This is a genomic window from Kitasatospora sp. NPDC001095, from assembly GCF_053598615.1.
Genome location: NZ_JBSFKQ010000022.1, coordinates 1 through 21,322 on the forward strand (window position 1 = coordinate 1; position 21,322 = coordinate 21,322).

The window sequence follows — 21,322 nt, forward strand, 5'->3', positions numbered from 1 at the left end:
TCGGCGATGCCGGAGGTGTACGAGGCACCGCCGCCGCCGTGGACGTGCAGGTCGACGAAGCCGGGCACGACGGTGTACCCGGTCAGGTCGAGGTCACCGGGCTCGGTCTCGCCGCCGATGGCGGCGATGCGCTCGCCGTCGACGGTGAGGCGGTCGCCCTCGACGACGCCGCCGGGCAGGACCAGTCGGGCGCCGGCCAGCACGGTTCGATCGACGGCCATGCGGGGTCCTCCTGTGGGCCGGGTCAGTGGGGTGCGGTGCGGCGGAGCCGCTCGGCGGCGGTCTCCGGGCTCACGTCGGTGACGAAGGCGTCGAGCCCGGACTCCACGCCCGCCAGGTACTTGAGCTTGCCGGGAGCGCGCCGGATGGTGAACAGCTCCAGGTGCAGGGCGAGTTCGTCGCCGCCGTCCTTCGGTGCCTGGTGCCAGGCGGAGATGTACGGGGTCCGGTTCGGCGCGGAGCCGGCGGGCACGGGGAACAGCCGGTCGAAGCGGCGCAGCAGGTCGAGGTAGAGGCCGGGGAATTCGGCGCGTTCGGCCTCGTTCAGCTCGGTGAGGTCGCGCACCCGGCGGTTGGGGTAGAGGTGGACCTCGTACGGCCAGCGGGCGGCGAACGGTACGAAGGCGGTCCAGTGCCCGCCCTGGAGCACGAGCCGCTCGGGGGTGGCTTGTTCGGCGGCGAGGAGGTCCTCGAAGAGGTTCCGCCCGGTGCTCGCCCGGTGCGCCCCGGCCCGGCGGATCATCCGCGTGGTGCGGGAGGGGACGAAGGGGAAGGCGTAGATCTGCCCGTGCGGGTGGGCGAGCGTGACGCCGATCTCCTCGCCGCGGTTCTCGAAGCAGTACACCTGCCGGACCTCGGGCAGGGCCGACAGTTCGGCCGTGCGGTCGGTCCAGGCGTCCAGCACCAGGCGGGCGTCGGTCTCGTCCAGGTCGGCGAAGGAGGCGTCGTGGTCGGGCGCGAAGCAGACCACCTCGCAGCGGCCGGTGCCGGGCCGGAGGGTGCGCAGTGGGTCGTCCTCCCGGGCCGTGACGTGGGCGGCGGAGTTCAGGGCCAGCGAGGGGAAGCGGTTCTCGAAGACCACGACCTGGTAGTCGGTCGCGGGGACCTCGCTCAGCCGTCCGTCCCGGGAGGGGCAGAGCGGGCAGTCGCCGACCGGGGGGTGGTAGGTCCGCTGCTGGCGGTGGGCGGCGACGGTGACCCACTCGCCGAGGACCGGGTCGAGCCGGGTCTCGGCGAGGCTCGCGGCGGGTTCCAGTGGGCGTTCGTCCTCGGCGTCGCGGACCGTCCCCGGCTCCTGGTCGTAGTAGAAGAGTTCGCGGCCGTCGGCCAGCTTGGTCGCGGTCCTGTGCACCGCTGTGCTCCTTACCCGGGGGACGTCGCCCCATCCCGTTGTCGATCTCAAACAGAATCAAACATATACAATCGATTGTCAACAGAAGTCGATTGCTCGCCGATCGCCAGGTGGTGCCGATGCGGCTTGCCGTGACGAGAAACCCGCAGGTGTTGACTGGAGATAGCGATCATGTTTGATTATGTCGAAATTGACTCGCCCGCTGATGGAAGTCGCGGTGGGAGCCGACATCAGGCATGCGCACGATGCACGGGAGCTGAACGGATGATCGACCAGGCCGCCACCGACTTCGAGGCCGTCCACGGCGCCCGGCCGAGCGGCGTGTGGGCCGCGCCCGGCCGGGTGAACCTGATCGGTGAGCACACCGACTACAACGACGGCTTCGTCCTTCCCATCGCCCTCCCGCACGCCACCAGGCTCACCGCCCGCCGCCGCGAGGACGGCCGGTTGCGGGTCTACAGCGCCCAGGGCGACGGCACGATCACCGACCTCGCGCTCGACGGCCTGGCCCCCGGCGCGGTCACCAGCTGGGCCGCCTACCCGGCCGGCGTCTTCTGGGCCCTCGCCGAGGCCGGACACGCGATCGGCGGCGCCGACCTGTACTTCGACAGCGACGTGCCCACCGGCGCCGGGCTCTCCTCCTCGGCAGCCCTGGAGTGCGCCACGGCCGCCGCGCTGAACGACCTGTACGGGCTCGGCCTGACCGCGCCGGAGATCGCCCTGGTCGCCCAGCGGGCCGAGAACGTCTTCGTCGGCGTGCCGTGCGGGGTGATGGACCAGATGGCCTCCGCCTGCTGCGCGGAGGGCGCCGCGCTGTTCCTGGACACCCGGACGCTGGAGCGGCGGCACGTCCCGCTCGACCTGGAGGCGGCCGGCCTCCGGCTGCTGGTGATCGACACGAGGGTCAAGCACGACCTCGGCGACGGCGCCTACGCCGCCCTGCGGGCCGGCTGCGAGCGCGCCGCCGACCTGCTCGGCCTGGACGCCCTGCGCGACCTTCCGGCCGCCGACCTGGACGCGGCCCTGGAGCGCCTCCCCGAGGAACTCGCCCCGCTGGTGCGGCACGTGGTCACCGAGAACCGGCGGGTGGCCGAGACCATCGAGCACCTGGACGCCGGCCGGACCGCCGCGCTGGGGCCGGTCCTGACGGCCGGGCACGCCTCGCTGCGCGACGACTACCGGGTCTCCTGCCCCGAGACGGACCTCGCGGTCGAGGCCGCCGTGGCCGCCGGGGCGCTGGGTGCCCGGATGACCGGCGGCGGCTTCGGCGGCTCCGTCATCGCCCTGGTCGGGACGGCGGACGTCGGGGCGGTCTCGGACGCGGTGCGGTCGGCCTTCCGGTCCGCGGGGTTCGCCGCACCGGTGGTCTTCACCGCCGCCCCCTCGGCGGGTGCCCGCCGGGTGGCCTGATCCGGCGGCCGGTCAGCCGGCGGTCGGCACCACGACGAGTTCGCCGACCGCGTCGGCGAGCGCGCTGCGGGCCGCCGCCGGGAGGGCGTCGTCGGTGATGAAGCAGTCGACCTCCGTCAGGGTCGCGAAGCTGCTCAGGCCGACGACGCCCCATTTTGTGTGGTCGGCGACCACGACGGTGCGACGGGCGGAGGCGATCAGGGCCCGGTTGGTCTGGGCCTCGGCGAGGTTGGGCGTGGTGAGTCCGGCCTGCTCGCTGACACCGTGCACGCCCAGGATGAGCAGGTCCACGTGGAGCGTGCGGATCGTCTGGTCCGCGAGGGCTCCCACCAGGGCCGCGGAGCGGGTCGGCGCCCCTCCGGTCAACAGCAGCGACGGAACGGTCTCCGTTCCGTCGCTGTGCGCCGCCCAGAGCAGGTCGGCGATCCGCAGGGAGTTGGTGACGACGGTCAGCCGGGGGATGTCCAACAGCCGGGAGGCGACGGCGTAGGTGGTGGTGCCAGCGGAGAGCGCGACCACGCTGCCCGGTTCGACGAGTCGCGCCGCGGCGTCCGCCAGCGCGGCCTTGGTGCTCTCCTCCAGCTCGGACTTGACGTCGAAGCCGGGTTCGTCCGTGCTCGCGGCGCCCACCGCGATGGCCCCGCCGTGGACCTTCTGCACGGCTCCCTGGCGCGCCAGCGCGTCCAGGTCACGGCGGATCGTCATGTCCGACACGCCGAACTGCTCGACCAACTCGGCGACACGCACCGCGCCGGCCTTGCGGATGGCCTCCAGGATCAGCGCCTGGCGCTGCGGAGCGAGCAAACTCTGATCAGCCACGAAGGCCCTTTCGATCGAACGGGTGCCTGGTCGCTCCCGCTTCCTTGCGGTGGGTCGACCCTGCCACGGTCGTGGACGAACGTGTGCGACCGCTTCCGGTGGGACGGGGCGGCCGCAGACGCCGCGTCGACGACCGGGCCGCGTCCGGCTGCGACATGATCCAGTATCCCAGGGCGCCGGTGTGCCCCACGCTCCGTGGGCAGACCCGCGGGGCGGGGCCCCGCGCACGGGCCCGGAAGCACGGAACTGCCGGTGCCCCGCGCAGGGGTGGCACCGGCAGTTCCGGTCGCGGTCGGCCGACCCTCAACGGCCGACCGCTCGTTCCGCCGCCGGCCGGATTCTGACCCGCTGCCACTGTGCGGCGGGTCCGGTCGGGGCGGACGTGACGGGGGTCAGGCGGGCAGGCCGACGGCCCGCTCGCGGTTGCGGCGCTGCTGGATGACGACGGCGGCGACCAGGAGGGTGCCCTGGGCGACGTTCTGCCAGAAGGCGTTGATGCCCTGGACGGTGAGGCCGTTCTGCAGCGCGCCGAGCAGTGCGACGGCGAGCAGGGTGCCGCCGATGCTGCCCTTGCCGCCCTTGAGGGCGCAGCCGCCGAGCGCGGCGGCGGTGATCGACTGCAGTTCCAGGCCCTCGCTGCCGGAGACGGGCTGGCCGCTGCCGGTGCGGGCGGTGAGCAGGACGCCGGCCAGGGCGGCGACGGTGCCGGAGAGGGCGTAGGCGGCGATCAGGTACTTGTTGAGGTTGATGCCGGCCAGGCGGGCGGCGGTGTCGTTGCCGCCGATCGCGTAGATGTTGCGCCCGATGTCGGTGTACGTGAGCAGGGCGTGCACGGCGGCGGCGGTGAGGATGAGCAGCCAGACCATGGTGGGCAGGCCGGCGATCTTGCCGCGGCTGAGGAAGACGAACACCGGGTCGTTGAGTACGTAGCCCTGGGCGCGGCCGTCCGAGACGAGCTGGGCGACGCCCTTGTAGGCGGCGAGGCCCGCCAGGGTGGCGATGGTCGGGTTGACCCGGCCGTAGACGATGACGACGCCGTTGAACAGGCCGATGCCGGCGCCGATGGCGAGCGCCGCGCCGATGCCGAGGTAGGGGTTGGCGCCGGTGGACGTGAAGACCATCGCGCTGGTGACGGAGGCCAGGCCGGCCTGGGAGCCGACCGAGATGTCGAGACCGCCGCAGATGATCACGACGGTCTGGACGACGGCCAGCAGGCCGGAGATGGTGGCGGCCTCGGCGATGACCTGGATGTTGTCCCAGCCGACGAAGTTGGAGTTGAGCGAGCCGAACAGGGCGACGACGGCGACGAGGGCGCCGATCAGGCTGAGGTTCTGGCCGCCGACAGCGGCGAGCAGGGCGCGCGGGCCGCCGGACCGGACGGGCAGGGCCCCGGCGTCCGGCGCCGGGGCGGTCGGGGGAGTGGCGGTGGTCATCGGATGTCTCCGGTCTGGGCAGTGGCGGTGGGGGCGAGGTCATCGGCCATGGCGAGGGCGAGGACGGCCTCTTCCGTCGCCTGGTCACGGCTCAGTTCGCCGGTCGTGCGGCCGTTCTGCATCACCACGACCCGGTCGGCGAGGCCGAGGACTTCGGGCAGTTCGGAGGAGATGACCAGGACGGCGGTGCCCTCGCGGGCGAGGTCGGCGATGATCTGGTAGATCTCGGCCTTGGCGCCGATGTCGACGCCGCGGGTGGGCTCGTCGAGGATCAGTAGGTCGGGCTTGCGGGCGAGCCAGCGGGCGAGGACGACCTTCTGCTGGTTGCCGCCGGACAGGGTGCGGACCTCGGCCTCGATGGAGAGGGCGCGCACCCGCAGCCGGTCGGCGTACTCCTGGGCGAGGGCCTTCTCCTGGCGGTGCTTCACGAAGCGCCAGCGGCTGAGCCGGCGCAGGCTGACCAGCGAGGTGTTGTCGCGGATCGTGCGCTGCAGGAACAGCGCCTGGGCCTTGCGCTCCTCGGGGGCCAGGCCGATGCCGGCGGCGATGGCGGCGCGCGGGTCCTTCAGCCGCAGGACCTCGCCGCCCAGGGCCACCGTGCCGGAGCGGATCGGGGCGTCGCCGGCCAGGGCGAGGGCGAGTTCGGAGCGCCCGGCGCCGATCAGGCCGGCCAGGGCGACGACCTCGCCGGCCCGGACCACCAGGCTGACCCCGTGCACGTCGTCGGTGGTGAGGTCCCGGACGTCCAGGACGACGCGGTCGGTGGCGACCTGCTGGCGGACGAAGAGGGAGGAGAGGTCCCGGCCGACCATCAGCCGGACCAGTTCGCTCTCGTCGGTGGCGGCGGCCTCGACGATCCCGGCGACCTGGCCGTCGCGCAGGACCGCGATGTGGTCGGCGAGCCGGAAGATCTCCTTCATCCGGTGGGACACGTAGATGACCGCGATGCCCTCGTCGCGCAGCCGCCCGATCAGGGTGAACAGAGCCTCGACCTCGTGGTCGGAGAGCGAGGAGGTCGGCTCGTCGAAGGCGATCGCCCGCGGCGGGACGGCGCCGGTCAGGGCCCGCATGATCTCGACCAACTGGCGCTGGGCCGCAGTGAGTTCGGAGCCGAGGAGATCGGGGTCGAGGACCTTGTCGAAGCCGAGGCGCTCCAGGTCCGCGGTGATCCTGCGGCGCAGCTCGGCGCGGTCCAGTCGGCGCAGCCCGGCGCGGGGCAGCGAGCCGGCGTAGACGTTCTCGGCGACCGGGACGTGCGGGATGATCTCGGGTTCCTGCGGGATGATCCGGATCCCGGCGCGGCGGGCGTCCTGTGGAGAGTGCAGGTCGACGCCCTCGCCGTCGAGCAGGACGCGCCCCTCGGTGGGGCGGTGGTCGCCGGTGAGGATGCGCAGCAGGGTGGACTTCCCGGCGCCGTTCTCGCCCATCAGGGCGGTGACCCGGCCGGGCGGGAAGGTGAGGGTGACGTCCTTCAGCGCCTGGACGGAGCCGAAGCGCTTGGACACGCCCTCGGCGCTCAGGCCGGGGGAGCCGCTCGGCGGCGGGAGGGGGGACGGTGCGGATGTGGTCATCGGGGCCTCGCTGGCAGTGCGGTGCGTACGGGCTGGGGAGCCGGGCCTACGGTCTCCGGGAGCGGCGCCGGTGCGGCGGGTCGGTGCCCGTCCGCCGCACCGGCGGCTCGACGCGGCGTCAGCTGCAGGACACGCCTGCGGACTGCCAGGTGGCGGCGTCGACCATCTTGGTCGGGGCGAAGGCCTCCTTCGGGAAGTCCTTGCCGTTCTTGAGCTTGTCGAACATGGTCTGCACCGACAGGGCGCCGACGTCCTTGCCGTTGATGAACAGGGCGGCCTTCATGCCGGAGGGTTTGCCGGAGGCCCAGTTCTTGCAGGCCAGGTAGGCGCCCAGGCCGACGCCGTCGATGTCGTCGGGGCTGATCCCGGCGTTCTGCAGGGCGGTGACGGCGCCCTGGACGTTCTCGTCGTTGCAGCCCCAGGCCACCCAGTGCTTGACCCCGGGGTTGGCGGTGATGGTGGCGGCGACCTTGTCCTGCGCGCCGGTCGGGGTGTTGTCGGTCGCGACGTCGATCAGCTGCACGCCCGGCACGGCCTGGTCGAAGGCGTCCTTGGCGGCCTTCACGCGGTCGCCGCAGACGGTGACGTCCTGCTTCCAGGCGGAGAGGATCCGGGTGTCGGCGGCGTTCCAGCCGGCCTTCTTGAACTCCTCGGCGGCACGCTGGCCGACCTGCTGGCCCATCTGCTGGCCGGAGAACCCGATCCGGGGCACCAGGTCGGTCGCCGCGCACTGCGCCGGGGCGGGCCCGCTCGCGCAGACCTGGTCGTCGGAGGTGAGCAGTGCGGCCTTCGCGTCCCGGGCGGTCTGGACGACCTGCGGGCCGACCGCCGGGTCCGGCACCACGATGATCAGGCCGTTGCTCTTCTGCGCGATCGCGGCCTGCACCTCGCCGACCGTCTTGTTCGCGTCGTTGCCGAGGTTCACCACCTTCAGGTCGGCACCCAGCTCGGCGGCCTTGGCCTTGGCGCCCGCGGCCTCGTCCACGAAGTACTGCTGGTCGCCCTGCTTCTGCAGGTAGGTGATCGTGACCTTGCCGGACACCGGGGCGACGGGCGCGTCCGCGCTGTTCGAGGACGTCTGCCCGGTGGAGCAGGCGGTCAGGCCGAAGGAGGTGACCAGGCCCAGTGCGGCGATCGAGGCCAGGCGGCCACGGCGGGGGAGGTGCATGGTGGGGGCTCCTGAGGGTGAGGGGCCAATCGGCGAGAAGCAACAAAAGCGATCAGAAAACATCACAATCAAACGTGATGGACCAAAAGAAAGTGCCTCGCCATGAGCTGAGTCAAGCTCATGGTTCCTGTTGGGAGCCATTGAGATCGTCTCGTTGTGCCGTCGTGTCGTGGACCCGGGGCGAGACCGGGCGAGGCGAGTCGCGATCTTGCGGATCCAAGCAGGTGGTGGTGCGTTCGTCGCAACCTACCGGTTGGTAGGTTGCCGCCCCCGACAGCTTCGAGCAAAGCCGGGATGGCGTCAATAGCGCCTGATGGGAGCGCGGTCGCAAGGGTCGCCGGGCCAGGTCCGGCCGCCCGGTTCGGGCGCCGACGCCTGTCGACGGGTTTATGTGGCGGCGTTGCATTTCATCCGAAGTTGTTGATTGATGTTGAAAGTTGGGTTTACTGTCCTCCCCGGCATGTCGTCATGCACCCGCCAGGACCGCCGCGGCCCCCGTCCGGGGGTCCGGGTGCTGGTGGCCCCCACCCGGCCGACCCGGCCCGACGACAGGAGTAGTCGATGAGCAAACCGCCCCACCTGCTCCGCAGAGGCGTCACGGCCCTGGCGGCGCTCGCACTCGGCGCCGCCGCCCTGGCCGCACCGGCCGCGGTGGCCGCGACGGACTCCGCGACGCAGTCCGTGACGCTCGACGGTCGCTCACCGGGGCGCGCGTACGACGGACTCGGCGCGATCAGCGGCGGCGGCGCCACCTCGCGCCTGCTCGTCGACTACCCCGAACCCCAGCGCAGCCAGGTGCTGGACTACCTCTGGCTCCGGCACCGACACCGTGCTGGCGAGCGGCAGCTACCCCGGTGCCGGGGCCGGCACCTGGCACAACCTCACGCTCGCCGTGCAGGGCCAGAGCATCACCGCGTCCATCGACCACACCCAGGTCGCTTCGGTCGCCGACGCGAGCCACGGCATCGGGCAGATCGGCCTCGGCGTCGGCGGCTTCCAGCACGCCGACTTCGCCAACACCACCGTGACGCCGCTGGCCGGCCCGGCCACCCACGCCGTGACCAGCGCCAACAGCGGGAAGTGCCTGGACGTCACGGGCGCTTCGACGGCCGACGGCGCCCAGGTCGTCCAGTGGACCTGCGGCAGCGGCCGGGCCAACCAGGAGTGGACCGTCTCGTAACCCGGACCGGCGAAGCTCCTGCCCCCGAACGCCGTGCCGGATGCCCCGAGCGGGCGTCCGGCACGGAGCAACACCACCCCCACCCCCTCCCCACCTCGGAGACGCCCATGGGCCGTCAACAACCGTCCACGACCTGGCGCACCGCCCTGAGCGCGGCGCTCGTCCTCGCCGGCGCGCTGGGCGGCCTGGCCGCGCCACCGGCCGCGCAGGCCGCCGCCTCGAAGGCCGCCACCCCCACCTCCACCGCCACCGCCACCACCTCCACCGCCGTCACCGTCGACGGCACCAAGCCGGGCCTGACCTTCGACGGGGTCGGCGCGATCTCCGGCGGCGGCGGCAACTCCCGCCTGCTGGTGGACTACCCGGAGCCCCAGCGCACCCAACTGCTGGACTACCTGTTCAAGCCCGGCTACGGCGCCTCGCTGCAGGTGCTGAAGCTGGAGATCGGTGGCGACACCAACTCCACCGACGGCGCCGAACCCAGCATCGAGCACACCCGCGGCACCATCGACTGCAACCAGGGCTACGAGTGGTGGCTGGCCGAGCAGGCCAAGGCCCGCAACCCCGGCATCAAGTTCTACGGCCTGGCCTGGGGCGCCCCCGGGTGGATCGGCAACGGGAACTTCTGGTCCCAGGACACCGTCGACTACCTGATGGACTGGATGGGCTGCGCCGCCCAGCACCACCTGAACGTCTCCTACCTCGGCGGCTGGAACGAGCGCGGCTACGACAAGGCCTGGTACGAGAACCTCAAGAGCACGCTCGTCGCACGCGGTCACGGCGACACCAAGGTCGTCGCCTCCGACGACGGCTGGGGCGTCGCCGACGCGATGGCCGCCGACCCGGCCTTCAAGAACGCCGTCGACATCGTCGGTGTGCACTACCCCTGCGGGTACATGAGCTCCTTCACCGAGTGCCCGAGCACGCCGACCGCCCAGGCGCTCGGCAAGCCGCTGTGGGCGAGCGAGAACGGCTCCCAGGACGCCGACGCCGGCGCCCCGGCGGTGGCGCGCGGGATCAACCGCGGCTACCTCGACGGGAAGATGACCTCGTTCCTCAACTGGCCGGTCATCGCCGCGCTCTACCCCGACCTGTTCTTCTCCACCGACGGCATGTCGATCGCCAACCAGCCCTGGTCCGGCAGCTACGGCATCGACAAGACGACCTGGGTCACCGCGCACACCACCCAGTTCACCCACCCCGGCTGGCGCTACATCGACGCCGCGAGCGGCTACCTCGGCGGCGCGCGCGCCAACGGCAGCTACGTCACGCTGAAGAGCCCGAACAACCGCGACTACAGCACCGTCGTCGAGACCCTGGACGCCACCGCCGCCCAGACCGCGAACTTCAGCGTCACCGGCGGCCTGTCCACCGGCAAGGTCCACGTCTGGTCCACCGACCTCAACTCCGGCAACCCGGCCGACTGGTTCGTCCAGCAGAAGGACGTCACCCCCTCCGGCGGCCGCTACACCCTCACCCTCCAGCCCGGCCGGGTCTACACCGTGACCACCACCACCGGCCAGGGCAAGGGCACCGCCACCCCGCCGGCCGCCGCGCCGATGAAGCTGCCGTACGCGGACGGCTTCGACACCCCGGCGGCGACCACCTCGCCGAAGTACTTCACGGACATGAACGGGGCCTTTAAGACCGTCGCCTGCGGCGGCGGCCGCACCGGCACCTGCCTGCGCCAGATGGCCCCGACCTCGCCGATCCGCTGGACCGACGAGCCCTACAACGCCCCGTACACGATGGTGGGCGACGGCAGCTGGTCCAACTACACGGTCACCGCCGACACCATGTTCGAGCAGTCGAGCACCGTCGAGCTCCTCGGCAGGGTCAACCAGCAGGGGCGCAACAACAACGGCCTGAACGCCTACCACCTGCGGGTGAGCGACACCGGTGCCTGGTCCATCGACAAGAGCGACACCAAGTGGAACTTCACCACGCTCGCCGGAGGAACCACCACCGCCCTCGGCACCGGCCGCTGGCACACCGTCGCCCTCACCCTCGAGGACACGACCCTCACCGCCAGCATCGACGGAACCGCCGTGGGCAGCGCGACCGACGCGACCTTCGTCAGTGGCCGCGCCGGCCTCGGCGTGACCGGCTACCAGACCGACCAGTTCGACAACTTCGCCATCACCCCCGGCACGCCCACCAACCACACCGGCCCGATCGCCTCCGCCCTGCCCGGCACCTGCGCCCGACCCGCAGCCGACAGCAGTGGCGCCGCCGTGCAGCTCTGGGCCTGCGACGGAAGTGCCCAGCAGGTGTGGACCCGTTCCAACGGCGGCACCCTCACCCACAACGGCAAGTGCCTCGACGTCACCGGCGGCGGCACCGTCAACGGCACCCCGGTCGAGCTCTGGGACTGCAACGGGGGCGCCAACCAGCAGTGGGCGCCCCAGCCGGACGGCACCCTGAAGAGCGTCCAGTCCGGGCGCTGCCTCGACGACCCCGCCGCGGCCACCGCCGACGGCACCCCGCTGGAGATCTGGGACTGCAACGGCGGCGCCAACCAGCGCTGGACCCTGCCGTAACCGGCTGACCCGACCCCGGCCAGGGCCGGGCCTCCTTCCGCGCTCAGCCCGGCGACACCCGCCGTCCGGGCAGGCACGACAGCGGGAAGGAGGCCCGGGGAGCAGAACGAACTCGACGCGCTGCGCCGCAAACCGGGCCTTCGACCCGTGCCGTCCAGGGAACTCGGCGCCGGCGTCCAGCTGACGCCCTGGGACGTGCTGCACACCCTCGGGCGCGCGACTGCACTCGCGCGGCGCGGTGCCGGGCGGGGGCTCGCGGAGCACTGGGGCTGCCTCAAGTACAGCCAGGCACTGGAGGGAACGCTCGGAATCTCCGACCAGCTCAACCGCCGCCCACGTAAGACGCTCGGCTGGGAAACCCCAGCCGAGCGTCTGGCTAAACTCATCGCGGCCTGATCAAACCGACCACGTGTTGCGACGACCGCTAGAAACCGCCGACCCGGTGCGGGCCCCTCGCTCCAGGCGGGTGCCGTGGGAGGAACTACAGCGGACGGATGTTCTCGGCCTGCGGGCCCTTCTGGCCCTGGGTGACGTCGAACTCGACCTTCTGGCCCTCGAGCAGCTCGCGGAAGCCGTTGGCGTTGATGTTCGAGTAGTGGGCGAAGACGTCAGCGCCGCCACCGTCCTGCTCGATGAAGCCGAAGCCCTTTTCCGAGTTGAACCACTTCACGGTGCCATTAGCCATAAAAATCTCCTTCGAGGGGCTGTCCGAAGCCCGCACAGTGCGGACTTCGAGTCGCCGCGATGAGCGCCCACCCGGGGAAATCCGGGAAAGAAAAAGGCGCCTGCGATACATCAGCAGGCGCACACAAAGTTCATGGGAACACTACTGCAACTAACTTCAGACCCTAGCAGGCCTGGGCTCGCCGCGGGTGGATATGTCACCCCCCGGATTCCGTGGAGTCTTTATCCGGGGCCGTCGGCGGCGAGACCCCAACGCTGTCAACACACCTGGCGGGCAGGCTGGTTGAGAGAGCGACCGCATCCCGTCGGCGTCGATGGGCCTCAGGCGATGGCGATCGCCCGTTGGAGTGGCGTCGGCGCCCAACGAGACATTCGGTCCGCGGAACCGGATCCGCCGGGACGAGGCGGACCCGGGGTGGGCGAGGCGACGGACTGACACTGCGGGAAGGCGGAGCCGGGGGTCGGCGGCCGGGCTGTGCAAGGAGAACGCTCTTGGGGTCCGACTGTTGGCTACCCGCGCAGGTCCGCGGGATCCCGCTCACAGCTCGGGGTCCCCGGGATAGGTGGGGATGTCGTAGCCCTGGTCGCGAAGCCACTGACAGGTCACCGCGGCCCGGTAACCGCTGTCGAAGGAGGGAAAGGACTCGTCAGCCTTCTCCGGAGGCGGGGAGGCTTTCTCGCCGTGCTCCATTCTCTCGACCACGGCGTCGGCGATCCGGGCTGCCGTGTCGCCGCCGAGGTCGCCTTTGTCCCGCCAGCGGGTCAATTTGTCCTTGGCCTGCCGGGCCAGGCGGGCACTTTCGGCGGCGTGCTCCGAGCCGACCGCGGCCACCGCCGCCTCATTGGCCGACCGCAGCCATTGGCCCAGGCAGTCGGTGATGACCTGCTGGGCGAAGGCGGCCCGCCACTCTTCCCGCTGCTGATAGTCATCCGTCATACCTGCAGCCTACCGAGAAAGGGAAACCGGTCAGGCCCCCTCCTATTGATTTTCGAGCTCGTTCGAGAATCGTCGCCACCGCCATCCCGTTCCCCGTGCGGGGCGGTCCGACTCCGTTATTGCCAAAGTGGTTGGCGGCAGCAAGACCATGGCGAGTCATGCTCCGCGTCGCGGTTGCCCTCCGGCCCGTCTGGTGGTCCGTCCCGTCCCTCGATCAGGCCCATGTGGCCCTTGCCCACATGGGCTGCGGCGCTCGCCCTCACGGCGGGTGTTCGCCCGGAGGCGTCCAGCGGGTTCCGGCCCGCCACGGCCTTCGGTGAAGATCGTCTCTGTCCGGGCCTTGAACTCTTACGCATTAGGCGGGCCCGGCTGTTCGCTGGTTCGCCGGACTTCGCTCTCGGTGTCAGTCAGACCGTTGAGCTGTCCGCCGGGGGAGGGATCACGCTGCGTGCTTCTCGACCTTCGGGGCGCCCTCTCGTACGAGCGGGCGCCCCGAACCGGTTCGGATTCGGCCTGCCGGATCCGGACGCACCTCGACGCGTCTCATGGGCCGGCAGGTTAGGCGGCGACCGCTTCCCTCCCCGCGACCGGGGAGCCGGGCGCCGCCGCGGGGGCGGGCTTCCGCATTCCCTTGAGCAGCACCACCACCGCCGTGGTGACCGCCGTGCCCGCCGCGACCGCGGCCAGGTACAGGAACGGGCTGCCGATCAGCGGGAGCACCCAGATTCCGCCGTGCGGGGCACGCAGGGTGGAGCCGAAGGCCATCGACAAGCCACCGGCGGTCATGCTGCCGGCGATGCCCGCCGGGATGACCCGCAGCGGGTCGGCCGCCGCGAACGGGATCGCGCCCTCAGTGATGAACGAGGCACCGAGCACCCAGGCCGCCTTGCCGTTCTCCCGCTCCTCGGGGCTGAAGAGCCTGCTCCGGACGACGGTCGCCAGCGCCAGGCCGAGCGGCGGGGTCATGCCGGCAGCCATCACGGCAGCCATCACCTTGAGGCTGCCGGCATCCGGGGTGGTTCCGGCGGTGGTGAGCGCACCGGCCGCGAAGGTGTAGGCGACCTTGTTGAGCGGACCGCCCATGTCGAAGGCCATCATCGCGCCGAGCAGCGCGCCGAGCATGATCGCATTGGAGCCGGAGAGGCCGTTCAGCCAGTCGGTCAGGCCGTTCATCGCCGAGGCGATCGGCGAGCCGACCACCACGAACATCAGGAAGCCGACCACGGCCACCGACAGCAGCGGGATCACCACGACCGGCATGATGCCCCTGATCGCCCGGGGCACGTTCCAGCGGATCATCCACAGCACCAGGAAGCCCGCGGCCAGGCCCGACACGAGGCCGCCGAGGAAGCCCGCGCCGACCGCCACCGAGACGGCACCCCCGGCGATGCCCGCGGCCAGTGCCGCCCGGTCCGCGATCGCCCAGGCGATGTACCCGGAGAGGACCGGGACCAGGAAGCCGAACGAGGTCTTGCCGGTCTGGAACAGCATCGCCGCCCAGCTGTGCGAGGAGGTCCAGTCGAAGTGGCCCAGCACGGATGGCGCGGAGGCGATCCGGTAGCCGCCGATCGCGAAGGCGAGGGCGATCAGCAGACCGCCGGCCGCGACGAACGGAATCATGTAGCTGACGCCCGTCATCAGGTACGTGCGCAGCCGCTGGGCCCAGTGCTCACCCGGCGCGCTCGCTGTGACGACCGGGGCGGGAGCGGTGACCGCGGCAGTGGTGGGACGGGTGCCGGCGCCGGTGACCAGCCCGGCGGCCTGCGCGATCAGGTCGTCGGCGCGGTTGACGCCGGCCTTGACGCCCACGTCCACGGTCGGCTTGCCGGCGAAGCGGGCCCGGTCCCGGATCTCGACGTCATGGGCGAAGATCACCGCATCGGCTGCCGCGATCACCTCGGGGTCGAGCGGCGTCGTCCCGGCCGAGCCCTGGGTCTCGACCTGGATCCGCGCGCCCGCCCGGGCGGCGGCGAGCTCCAGGGCCTTGGCGGCCATGTAGGTGTGGGCGATGCCGGTCGGGCAGGAGGTGACCGCGACCAGCCGCAGCCCGCCGTCGGCAGCGGTCGGCTGGAGAGTGGCAGGCGTCTGCGGAGCAGGGTCCGCCTCCTTCGCGGCGACCGGTGCCTCCTCACCGTTGATCCGCGCCGCGACCGCGCTCGGGTTCTCGGCCTCGCGCAGGGCGCCGGTGAAGGCGGGGTCCATGAGCCGGCGGGCCAGCGCGGCGAGGATCTGCAGGTGGGTGTCGTCCGCACCCGCCGGTGCCGCGATCATGAAGATCAGGTCGGCGGGCCGTCCGTCCGGGGCGTCGAAGTCGACGCCCCTGGCGCTGCGGCCGAAGGCCAGGCTCGGTTGCGTGACGTGGGGCGATCTGCAGTGCGGGATGCCGATCCCGTCGCCCATCCCGGTCGGGGTCTGGGCCTCGCGGGCGGCGATGTCGGCGAGGAAACCCTCGAGGTCGGTGACCCGGCCCTCGGCGACCAGCCGCTGGGCGAGGGCGCGCAGGGCTTCGCTCTTGTCCTCGGGGGCGAGGTAGAGGTCAACGAGTGCGGGTGTGATCAGTCCGCTGGTGTCGCTCATCGTGTCGGTCCTTCGACTGGTGCCTGACGGTGTCCCTTGCCCCCGGGAATTGCCGCCCTTCCCGTCCCACACGGTCGGGCGTGCTGCCTCCGGCGGTGGCCGCCGGAGGACGTTCTCAGCCGCTGAGCGGTCGGTCGAGCGGGAGGTCCGCCGTCACGACCACCGCGGCCGGGTCCAGATCGGCCGGGGTCGGCATGACGCTCCCCGGCAGTTGTACGGCGGCGGCGCCGTGCGCCAGTGCCGCCGCGAGCGCCTCGGGGCCGGTGCCGCCCGCGCCGAGGAAGCCCGCGAGTGAGGCGTCGCCCGCGCCCACGTCGCTGCGGACGGCGGCGACCGGCGCTCTGCCGTACCAGCGGCCCTCCCCAGCGATCAGCAGCATCCCGTCCGCACCGAGGCTGGCGAGGACCTGCTGGGCGCCGCGCTCGCGCAGCTCCTCGGCCGCGTCCACGGCGTCAGCGATGGTGAGGACCGGGCGGCCCACGGCCTCTGCGAGTTCCTCCCGGTTGGGCTTGACCACGTCGGGACGGGCCGAGAGCGCGGCCAGCAGCGCGGGGCCGGAGGTGTCCAGGGCGATCCGGGCGCCGCCCGAGTGCACCTGGGCGACCACCTCGGCGTACCACTCGGGTGCCAGTCCGCGCGGCAGGCTGCCGCAGCAGGCGAGCCAGTCCACGTCGTTCCCGGTGCCCTGTCCGACGTCCTGTCCGGTCCTCTGGACGTCGCGGACGAGCGCCAGCAGTGCGGCGGACTCGGCGGCGCTGAGCTCGGGGCCCACCGCGTTGATCTTCGTGAGGCTGCCGCCGTCCTCGGCGATCGAGACGTTGATCCGGGTGTCGCCCGCGATCGCGACCGCCGCGACATCGATGCCCTGGCGGCGCAGCAGGTCGGCGAGCAGTTGCCCGGAGGGGCCGCCCAGGGGGAGGGCGGCGCTGGTGCGGTGGCCGGCGGCCGTGAGCGCGCGGGAGACGTTGACGCCCTTGCCGCCGGGGTCGAGTCGGTCATGCGAGGCCCGGTTGACCTCGCCCGGGACGAGGGTTCCCAGTTCGTAGGTGCGGTCGAGGCTGGGGTTGGGGGTGATGGTGACGATCATGCGCGGATGACTTCCGGTCCGTGGTTCTCGATCTCGGCGGTCTGCTCGTCGGTCAGCCCGGTGTCCGTGACCAGCACGTCCACCTGGTCCAGCGAGCCGAAGCCGGCGAAGTGGCGGGCGCCGTACTTGGAGGAATCGGCCACCAGGACCACCCGCCGGGCAGCGGCGAGCATGGCCCGCTTGACGGCCGCCTCGGCGAGGTCCGGCGTCGAGAGGCCGCCCTCCGGTGAGAAGCCGTTGGTGGCGACGACCGCGACGTCCGCGTGGATGTCGGCCAGGTCGCGCAGCGCCCACGCGTCGACGGCGGCCTGGGTGCGGTGGCGCAGCCGACCCCCGACCAGGTGGAGGGCGAGCCCGCGGTGGTCGGCCAGCCGGGCGGCGACCGGGAGGGCGTTGGTGACGACGGTGAGCGTGCAGTCGGCGGGCAGCAGGCCGGCCAGCCGCGAGACGGTCGTGCCGGCGTCGAGGATGACGCTGCCCTCGCTGGGCAGCAGGGCCAGGGCTGCCCTGGCGATGCGTTCCTTCTCGGCCGCGGCCGTGGAGTCGCGCTCGGCGAGGCCGGGCTCCAGGTGCAGCGCGCCGGCGGGCAGCGCGCCGCCGTGCACCCGGTGCAGCAGACCGGCCCGGTCGAGGGCGCTCAGGTCACGCCGGATGGTCTCCTGCGTCACGCCGAACTCCTCGGCCAGCGTCGGCACGTCCACCCGGCCCTGTTCCTGGGCGAGGCGGAGGATCTCTTGCTGCCGCTCGGGTGCATACATGTGGGATTGGGTCCGTTCATGTCTGTTCGCGCTTGGTTCAGGCCGACCATACGCGCTCGGAGCGGAAAAGCAAGAGGTCGCACCGACTTGTACCGTCATCTTTGAGTTTGCCCGAACGTGTTGACACCACTTGCAGATCGGGCATAGAACCAATCAAAACAACACGCTAGCGGGCGTGAAGCCACAGAATGCCTGGTCTCTCCGCTACCGCCCCCGTACCGCGGAGACCGGCTCCCCTCGGCTCACCCCGCTCACCCTCCGCGCGGGGCCACCGTGCCCCTCGTCCGCCGACCCGGCTCCCACCCGGGTCGGCGCTTCCCTCTCCCTCAAGGACTCCCATGCACTCGATCCAGGTCACCGTCGGATCCCGTAGCGGCCTGCACGCCCGCCCGGCCTCGCTGTTCGTCCAGGCCGCCGCCCGCCAGCCGGTCAAGGTCACCGTCGGCCGCCCGGGCCAGGCTTCGGTCGACGCCCGCAGCCTGCTCTCCGTCCTCGCCCTCGCTGCCGGTCGCGGCGAGACCCTGGAGCTCACCGCCGCCGGCGACCAGGCCCAGGAATCGCTGAAGGCGCTCGCCGACCTGCTCGCCTCCGACCTCGACGCAGCGGCATGAGCGCTCCGATCCGCGGGATCGGCGTCGGTACGGGCAGCGCGGCAGGCCCGGTCGCCCGGATGGCGCCCGCACCCGCGCTGCCCGCCCCGAGGCCCGTCCCCGACCCGACGGCCGAAGCGGCCGCGGTCCGCGCCGCCCTCACCGCCGTCGTCACCGACCTGGACGAGCGTGCCGCCCGCGTGAGCGGCCCCGCCTCCGAGGTGCTCGCCGCGCAAGCCATGATGGCCGCCGACCCCGTCCTCGCCGACGAGGCGGCCGCGCTGGTCCAGCGGGGCACCGACGGCGCCCACGCGCTCGCCGGCGCCTTCGACGGCTTCCGCGCCGCACTGCTCGCCGCCGGCGGTCACTTCGCGGAACGGACCGCCGACCTGGACGACCTCCGCGACCGCGCAGTGGCGCACCTGCTCGGCCTGCCCGTACCCGGCCTGCCGGACCCGGGGCACCCGTACGTCCTGGTCGCCGACGACCTGGCACCCGCCGACACGGCGCTGCTCGACCCCGCCCGGGTGCTGGCCCTCGTCACCGTCCGCGGCGGACCGACCAGCCACACCGCCATCCTCGCCAAGGCGCTCGGCGTGCCCGCCGTGGTCGGCTGCGCCGGCGCGGTGGTGCTGGAGGACGGCCGGCAGGTCCTGGTGCACGGCGCGGACGGCGTGGTCGAACCCGACCCGAGCCCGGAGGCGCTCCGGCGGGCCGCCGAACGGGAGCGACGCCGCCGCGCGCTGTCGGCCGCGGTCCGGGGACCGGGCCGGACGGCGGACGGCCACCCGGTCGCGCTGCTGGTCAACCTCGGCGCGCCGCACGAACTGGCCGGCGCGGCCACCGCCGACGCCGAGGGCGTGGGCCTGTTCCGCACCGAGTTCCTCTTCCTGGACCGCGCCGAAGCACCGGGCCTCGCCGAACAGGCCGCCGCCTACCGGCAGGTCTTCGACGCCTTCGCCGGCCGCCGGGTGGTCGTCCGCACCCTCGACGCGGGCGCGGACAAGCCGCTGTCCTTCGCCACCTCCACCGATGAGGAGAACCCGGCCCTGGGCGTCCGGGGCCTGCGGACCGCCGCCCGCGACCCCCAGCTCCTGGAGACCCAGCTCGCCGCGATCGCCGAGGCCGCCGGGAGTGGCAGTGCACAGGTGTGGGTGATGGCGCCGATGGTGTCGGTCCCCCGTGAGGCCGCCGAGTTCGCCGCCCGGGTCCGCGCGCACGGGCTGCCGCTGGCCGGCGCGATGATCGAGGTCCCGGCGGCCGCCCTGCGGACCGACCGGCTGGCCGAGGTCTGCGACTTCTTCAGCGTCGGCACCAACGACCTGGCCCAGTACGCCTTCGCCGCCGACCGTACCCTCGGCGCCCTCGCCGAACTGCTCGACCCGTGGCAGCCGGCCCTGCTCACCCTGGTCGCCACCGCCGCCCGCGCCGCGGCGGACCACGGCCGCCCCATCGGCGTGTGCGGCGAGGCCGCCGCCGACCCGGCCCTCGCCCTGGTCCTGGTCGGCCTCGGGATCACCAGCCTGTCCGCCGCACCCTCCTCGCTCCCCGAGGTACGGGCCGCGCTGGCCGCCCACACCCTCGAGGAATGCCGCGAACTCGCCGAGCTCGCCCTGCGGGCCGACGACGCCGCCGACGCCCGCGGCAAGGTCCGGTCGAGGATCGCCGGCGGCTGATCCACCCCTCCGGGCGCCGGGCCCGGCCCGCCTCACCGAGGGCGGCCGGGCCCGCCCGGCCGCCCGCCCGGGAGCGACCGGGCGGCCGGCCGGGGCGTCGTCCTCAGGCCACGGCCGCACCGCTGCCGGCGATGACCTCGGGCCGCAGCAGGGCGGCGAGCCGCTCCGCCGGGAGCAGGCCCTTCTCCAGGACGAGTTCGGCCACGCCCCGGCCGCTCGCCAGGGCCTCCTTGGCGATGTCGGTGGCCGCCGTGTACCCGATGTGCGGGTTCAGAGCGGTCACCAGGCCGATGGAGTTCTCGACGGTCGCGCGCAGCACCTCGGTGTTGGCGGTGATGCCGACGACGCAACGCTCGGCGAGGGTGAGGCAGGCGGCGCGCAGATGGGTGATCGACTCCGACAGCGAGTGCAGGATGATCGGCTCGAAGGCGTTGAGCTGGAGCTGACCGGCCTCGGCGGCCATGGTGATCGCGACGTCGTTGCCGATCACCTCGAAGGCGACCTGGTTGACGACCTCGGGGATCACCGGGTTGACCTTGCCCGGCATGATGCTCGAACCGGCCTGCACGGGCGGCAGGTTGATCTCGCCGAGGCCCGCGCGCGGCCCGGAGGACAGCAGCCGCAGGTCGTTGCAGGTCTTGGACAGCTTGACGGCGATGCGCTTGAGCACCCCGGACATCTGGACGAACGCGCCGCAGTCCTGGGTGGCTTCGACCAGGTTGGCCGCGGTGACCAGGGGCAGCCCGGTGATGTCGGCGAGGTGGCGCCGGGCGGCCTCGGCGTATCCGGTGGGGGCGTTGAGGCCGGTGCCGATCGCCGTCGCGCCGAGGTTGATCTCGTGGATCAGCTCGACGGCCTCCGCGAGCCGGCTGCGGTCCTCGTCGAGCATGACGGCGAAGGCGGAGAACTCCTGTCCGAGCGTCATCGGTACGGCGTCCTGCAGCTGCGTGCGGCCCATCTTCAGCACGTCGCGGAACTCGACGGCCTTGCGGGCGAAGGCGTCCTGGAGGACGGCCATCGCGTCGAGCAGGCCCCGTACCGCGAACACCGTCGCGATCCGGACGGCGGTCGGGTAGACGTCGTTGGTGGACTGGCCGAGGTTGACGTCCTCGTTGGGGTGCAGGTGCCGGTACTCGCCCTTGGCGTGCCCCAGCAGCTCCAGCGCCCGGTTGGCGACGACCTCGTTGGCGTTCATGTTGGTCGAGGTGCCGGCGCCGCCCTGGATGACGTCCACGACGAACTGGTCGTGCAGCTCTCCGCCGCGGATCTCGCGGCAGGCGGCGACGACGGCCCAGGCCTTCGCGGGTTCCAGCAGGCCGAGTTCCTCGTTGGCGAGGGCGGCTGCCTCCTTCACCGCGGCCAGCGCGTCGATCAGGTGCGGGTAGGCGGAGATGGGCGTGCCCGTGATGGGGAAGTTCTCGGTGGCGCGCAGGGTGTGGACGCCCCAGTAGGCGTCGGCGGGGACGTCGCGGTCCCCGAGCAGATCGTGTTCGCTGCGGGTGGCGGCGGTCATGGGTGTGCGGGTCCTCTTCTCGGAGTGG

17 protein-coding genes and 2 pseudogenes are annotated in these 21,322 nt (G+C 72.4%); 7 read left to right on the top strand and 12 right to left on the bottom strand.

What is annotated here, in order from left to right:
• Together ACWDBB_RS19570 and galT are read right to left on the bottom strand one after the other, a co-directional pair.
• Positions 1-221, bottom strand: a pseudogene (locus ACWDBB_RS19570) (N-acetylglucosamine-6-phosphate deacetylase); the annotation flags it as partial.
• A gap of 23 nt (positions 222-244) precedes the next feature.
• Positions 245-1,351 (bottom strand): galactose-1-phosphate uridylyltransferase, encoded by a 1,107-nt coding sequence (galT, locus tag ACWDBB_RS19575; RefSeq protein WP_449790794.1) that lies wholly within the window; start codon positions 1,349-1,351, stop codon positions 245-247.
• Between the two features lie 264 nt (positions 1,352-1,615).
• Between galT and galK the strand changes: the two genes are divergently transcribed.
• A complete protein-coding gene (galK, locus tag ACWDBB_RS19580; protein ID WP_449790795.1) occupies positions 1,616-2,761 on the top strand; it encodes a galactokinase in 1,146 nt (381 codons plus the stop codon).
• Positions 2,762-2,773: 12 nt separating this feature from the next.
• On the opposite strand, the gene ACWDBB_RS19585 is transcribed toward galK, so the two are convergent.
• The 4 genes from ACWDBB_RS19585 to ACWDBB_RS19600 form a co-directional block, all read right to left on the bottom strand.
• Entirely contained in the window at positions 2,774-3,580 is an 807-nt protein-coding gene (locus ACWDBB_RS19585; RefSeq protein ID WP_449790796.1) for a DeoR/GlpR family DNA-binding transcription regulator, read from the bottom strand.
• Between the two features lie 392 nt (positions 3,581-3,972).
• On the bottom strand, positions 3,973-5,013 hold the full coding sequence (locus ACWDBB_RS19590; RefSeq protein ID WP_449790797.1) for an ABC transporter permease: 1,041 nt from the start codon (positions 5,011-5,013) through the stop codon (positions 3,973-3,975).
• Positions 5,010-6,584 (bottom strand): sugar ABC transporter ATP-binding protein, encoded by a 1,575-nt coding sequence (locus ACWDBB_RS19595; protein WP_449790798.1) that lies wholly within the window; start codon positions 6,582-6,584, stop codon positions 5,010-5,012. Before ACWDBB_RS19595 ends, ACWDBB_RS19590 begins: the two co-directional genes overlap by 4 nt.
• Before the next feature lie 118 nt (positions 6,585-6,702).
• Positions 6,703-7,752 carry a substrate-binding domain-containing protein gene (locus ACWDBB_RS19600; RefSeq protein WP_449790799.1) on the bottom strand — a complete coding sequence of 350 codons (1,050 nt, stop codon included), beginning with the start codon at positions 7,750-7,752 and terminating at the stop codon, positions 6,703-6,705.
• A 561-nt stretch (positions 7,753-8,313) separates the two neighbouring features.
• Between ACWDBB_RS19600 and ACWDBB_RS19605 the strand changes: the two are divergent.
• From ACWDBB_RS19605 to ACWDBB_RS19620, 4 genes and pseudogenes are all read left to right on the top strand, one after another.
• Positions 8,314-8,553: pseudogene (locus ACWDBB_RS19605) on the top strand (hypothetical protein); the annotation flags it as partial.
• A gap of 28 nt (positions 8,554-8,581) precedes the next feature.
• Positions 8,582-8,932 (top strand): RICIN domain-containing protein, encoded by a 351-nt coding sequence (locus tag ACWDBB_RS19610; RefSeq protein ID WP_449790874.1) that lies wholly within the window; start codon positions 8,582-8,584, stop codon positions 8,930-8,932.
• Positions 8,933-9,039: 107 nt separating this feature from the next.
• Positions 9,040-11,472: a ricin-type beta-trefoil lectin domain protein gene (locus ACWDBB_RS19615; protein ID WP_449790875.1), complete on the top strand. Its 2,433-nt coding sequence runs from the start codon at positions 9,040-9,042 to the stop codon at positions 11,470-11,472.
• Between the two features lie 195 nt (positions 11,473-11,667).
• Positions 11,668-11,868, top strand: a complete 201-nt coding sequence (locus tag ACWDBB_RS19620) for a hypothetical protein (RefSeq protein WP_449790876.1) — start codon at positions 11,668-11,670, stop codon at positions 11,866-11,868.
• 85 nt (positions 11,869-11,953) lie between these two features.
• Here the strand turns inward: ACWDBB_RS19620 and ACWDBB_RS19625 are convergent, their stop codons facing one another.
• From ACWDBB_RS19625 to ACWDBB_RS19645, 5 genes are all read right to left on the bottom strand, one after another.
• Positions 11,954-12,157: a cold-shock protein gene (locus tag ACWDBB_RS19625; protein ID WP_280697877.1), complete on the bottom strand. Its 204-nt coding sequence runs from the start codon at positions 12,155-12,157 to the stop codon at positions 11,954-11,956.
• Between the two features lie 537 nt (positions 12,158-12,694).
• Positions 12,695-13,093 carry a hypothetical protein gene (locus ACWDBB_RS19630; RefSeq protein ID WP_449790800.1) on the bottom strand — a complete coding sequence of 133 codons (399 nt, stop codon included), beginning with the start codon at positions 13,091-13,093 and terminating at the stop codon, positions 12,695-12,697.
• A gap of 558 nt (positions 13,094-13,651) precedes the next feature.
• A complete protein-coding gene (locus ACWDBB_RS19635) occupies positions 13,652-15,670 on the bottom strand; it encodes a PTS fructose transporter subunit IIABC (protein ID WP_449790801.1) in 2,019 nt (672 codons plus the stop codon).
• A gap of 115 nt (positions 15,671-15,785) precedes the next feature.
• Entirely contained in the window at positions 15,786-16,757 is a 972-nt protein-coding gene (gene pfkB, locus ACWDBB_RS19640) for a 1-phosphofructokinase (RefSeq protein ID WP_449790802.1), read from the bottom strand.
• Positions 16,754-17,515, bottom strand: a complete 762-nt coding sequence (locus tag ACWDBB_RS19645; protein WP_449790803.1) for a DeoR/GlpR family DNA-binding transcription regulator — start codon at positions 17,513-17,515, stop codon at positions 16,754-16,756. Before ACWDBB_RS19645 ends, pfkB begins: the two co-directional genes overlap by 4 nt.
• A 338-nt stretch (positions 17,516-17,853) precedes the next feature.
• On the opposite strand from ACWDBB_RS19645, the gene ACWDBB_RS19650 reads away from it, so the two are divergent.
• Together ACWDBB_RS19650 and ptsP are read left to right on the top strand one after the other, a co-directional pair.
• Entirely contained in the window at positions 17,854-18,126 is a 273-nt protein-coding gene (locus tag ACWDBB_RS19650; RefSeq protein ID WP_449790804.1) for an HPr family phosphocarrier protein, read from the top strand.
• Positions 18,123-19,781, top strand: a complete 1,659-nt coding sequence (gene ptsP, locus ACWDBB_RS19655; protein ID WP_449790805.1) for a phosphoenolpyruvate--protein phosphotransferase — start codon at positions 18,123-18,125, stop codon at positions 19,779-19,781. Before ACWDBB_RS19650 ends, ptsP begins: the two co-directional genes overlap by 4 nt.
• Positions 19,782-19,884: 103 nt before the next feature.
• Here ptsP and aspA read toward each other — a convergent pair whose 3' ends face one another.
• Positions 19,885-21,294, bottom strand: coding sequence for an aspartate ammonia-lyase (aspA, locus tag ACWDBB_RS19660; RefSeq protein WP_449790806.1), 1,410 nt, complete (start codon positions 21,292-21,294; stop codon positions 19,885-19,887).
• Between the last annotated feature and the right edge of the window lie 28 nt (positions 21,295-21,322).

Bases quoted from the DNA above. Each gene is read 5' to 3' on its own strand.
- ACWDBB_RS19590 (WP_449790797.1), bottom strand. From the start codon at position 5,013: ATGACCACCGCCACTCCCCCGACCGCCCCGGCGCCGGACGCCGGGGCC.
- ACWDBB_RS19630 (WP_449790800.1), bottom strand. From the start codon at position 13,093: ATGACGGATGACTATCAGCAGCGGGAAGAGTGGCGGGCCGCCTTCGCC.
- ACWDBB_RS19635 (WP_449790801.1), bottom strand. From the start codon at position 15,670: ATGAGCGACACCAGCGGACTGATCACACCCGCACTCGTTGACCTCTAC.
- ACWDBB_RS19625 (WP_280697877.1), bottom strand. From the start codon at position 12,157: ATGGCTAATGGCACCGTGAAGTGGTTCAACTCGGAAAAGGGCTTCGGC.
- ACWDBB_RS19645 (WP_449790803.1), bottom strand. From the start codon at position 17,515: ATGTATGCACCCGAGCGGCAGCAAGAGATCCTCCGCCTCGCCCAGGAA.
- ACWDBB_RS19595 (WP_449790798.1), bottom strand. From the start codon at position 6,584: ATGACCACATCCGCACCGTCCCCCCTCCCGCCGCCGAGCGGCTCCCCC.
- aspA (WP_449790806.1), bottom strand. From the start codon at position 21,294: ATGACCGCCGCCACCCGCAGCGAACACGATCTGCTCGGGGACCGCGAC.
- galK (WP_449790795.1), top strand. From the start codon at position 1,616: ATGATCGACCAGGCCGCCACCGACTTCGAGGCCGTCCACGGCGCCCGG.
- ACWDBB_RS19615 (WP_449790875.1), top strand. From the start codon at position 9,040: ATGGGCCGTCAACAACCGTCCACGACCTGGCGCACCGCCCTGAGCGCG.
- ACWDBB_RS19600 (WP_449790799.1), bottom strand. From the start codon at position 7,752: ATGCACCTCCCCCGCCGTGGCCGCCTGGCCTCGATCGCCGCACTGGGC.
- ptsP (WP_449790805.1), top strand. From the start codon at position 18,123: ATGAGCGCTCCGATCCGCGGGATCGGCGTCGGTACGGGCAGCGCGGCA.
- pfkB (WP_449790802.1), bottom strand. From the start codon at position 16,757: ATGATCGTCACCATCACCCCCAACCCCAGCCTCGACCGCACCTACGAA.
- ACWDBB_RS19650 (WP_449790804.1), top strand. From the start codon at position 17,854: ATGCACTCGATCCAGGTCACCGTCGGATCCCGTAGCGGCCTGCACGCC.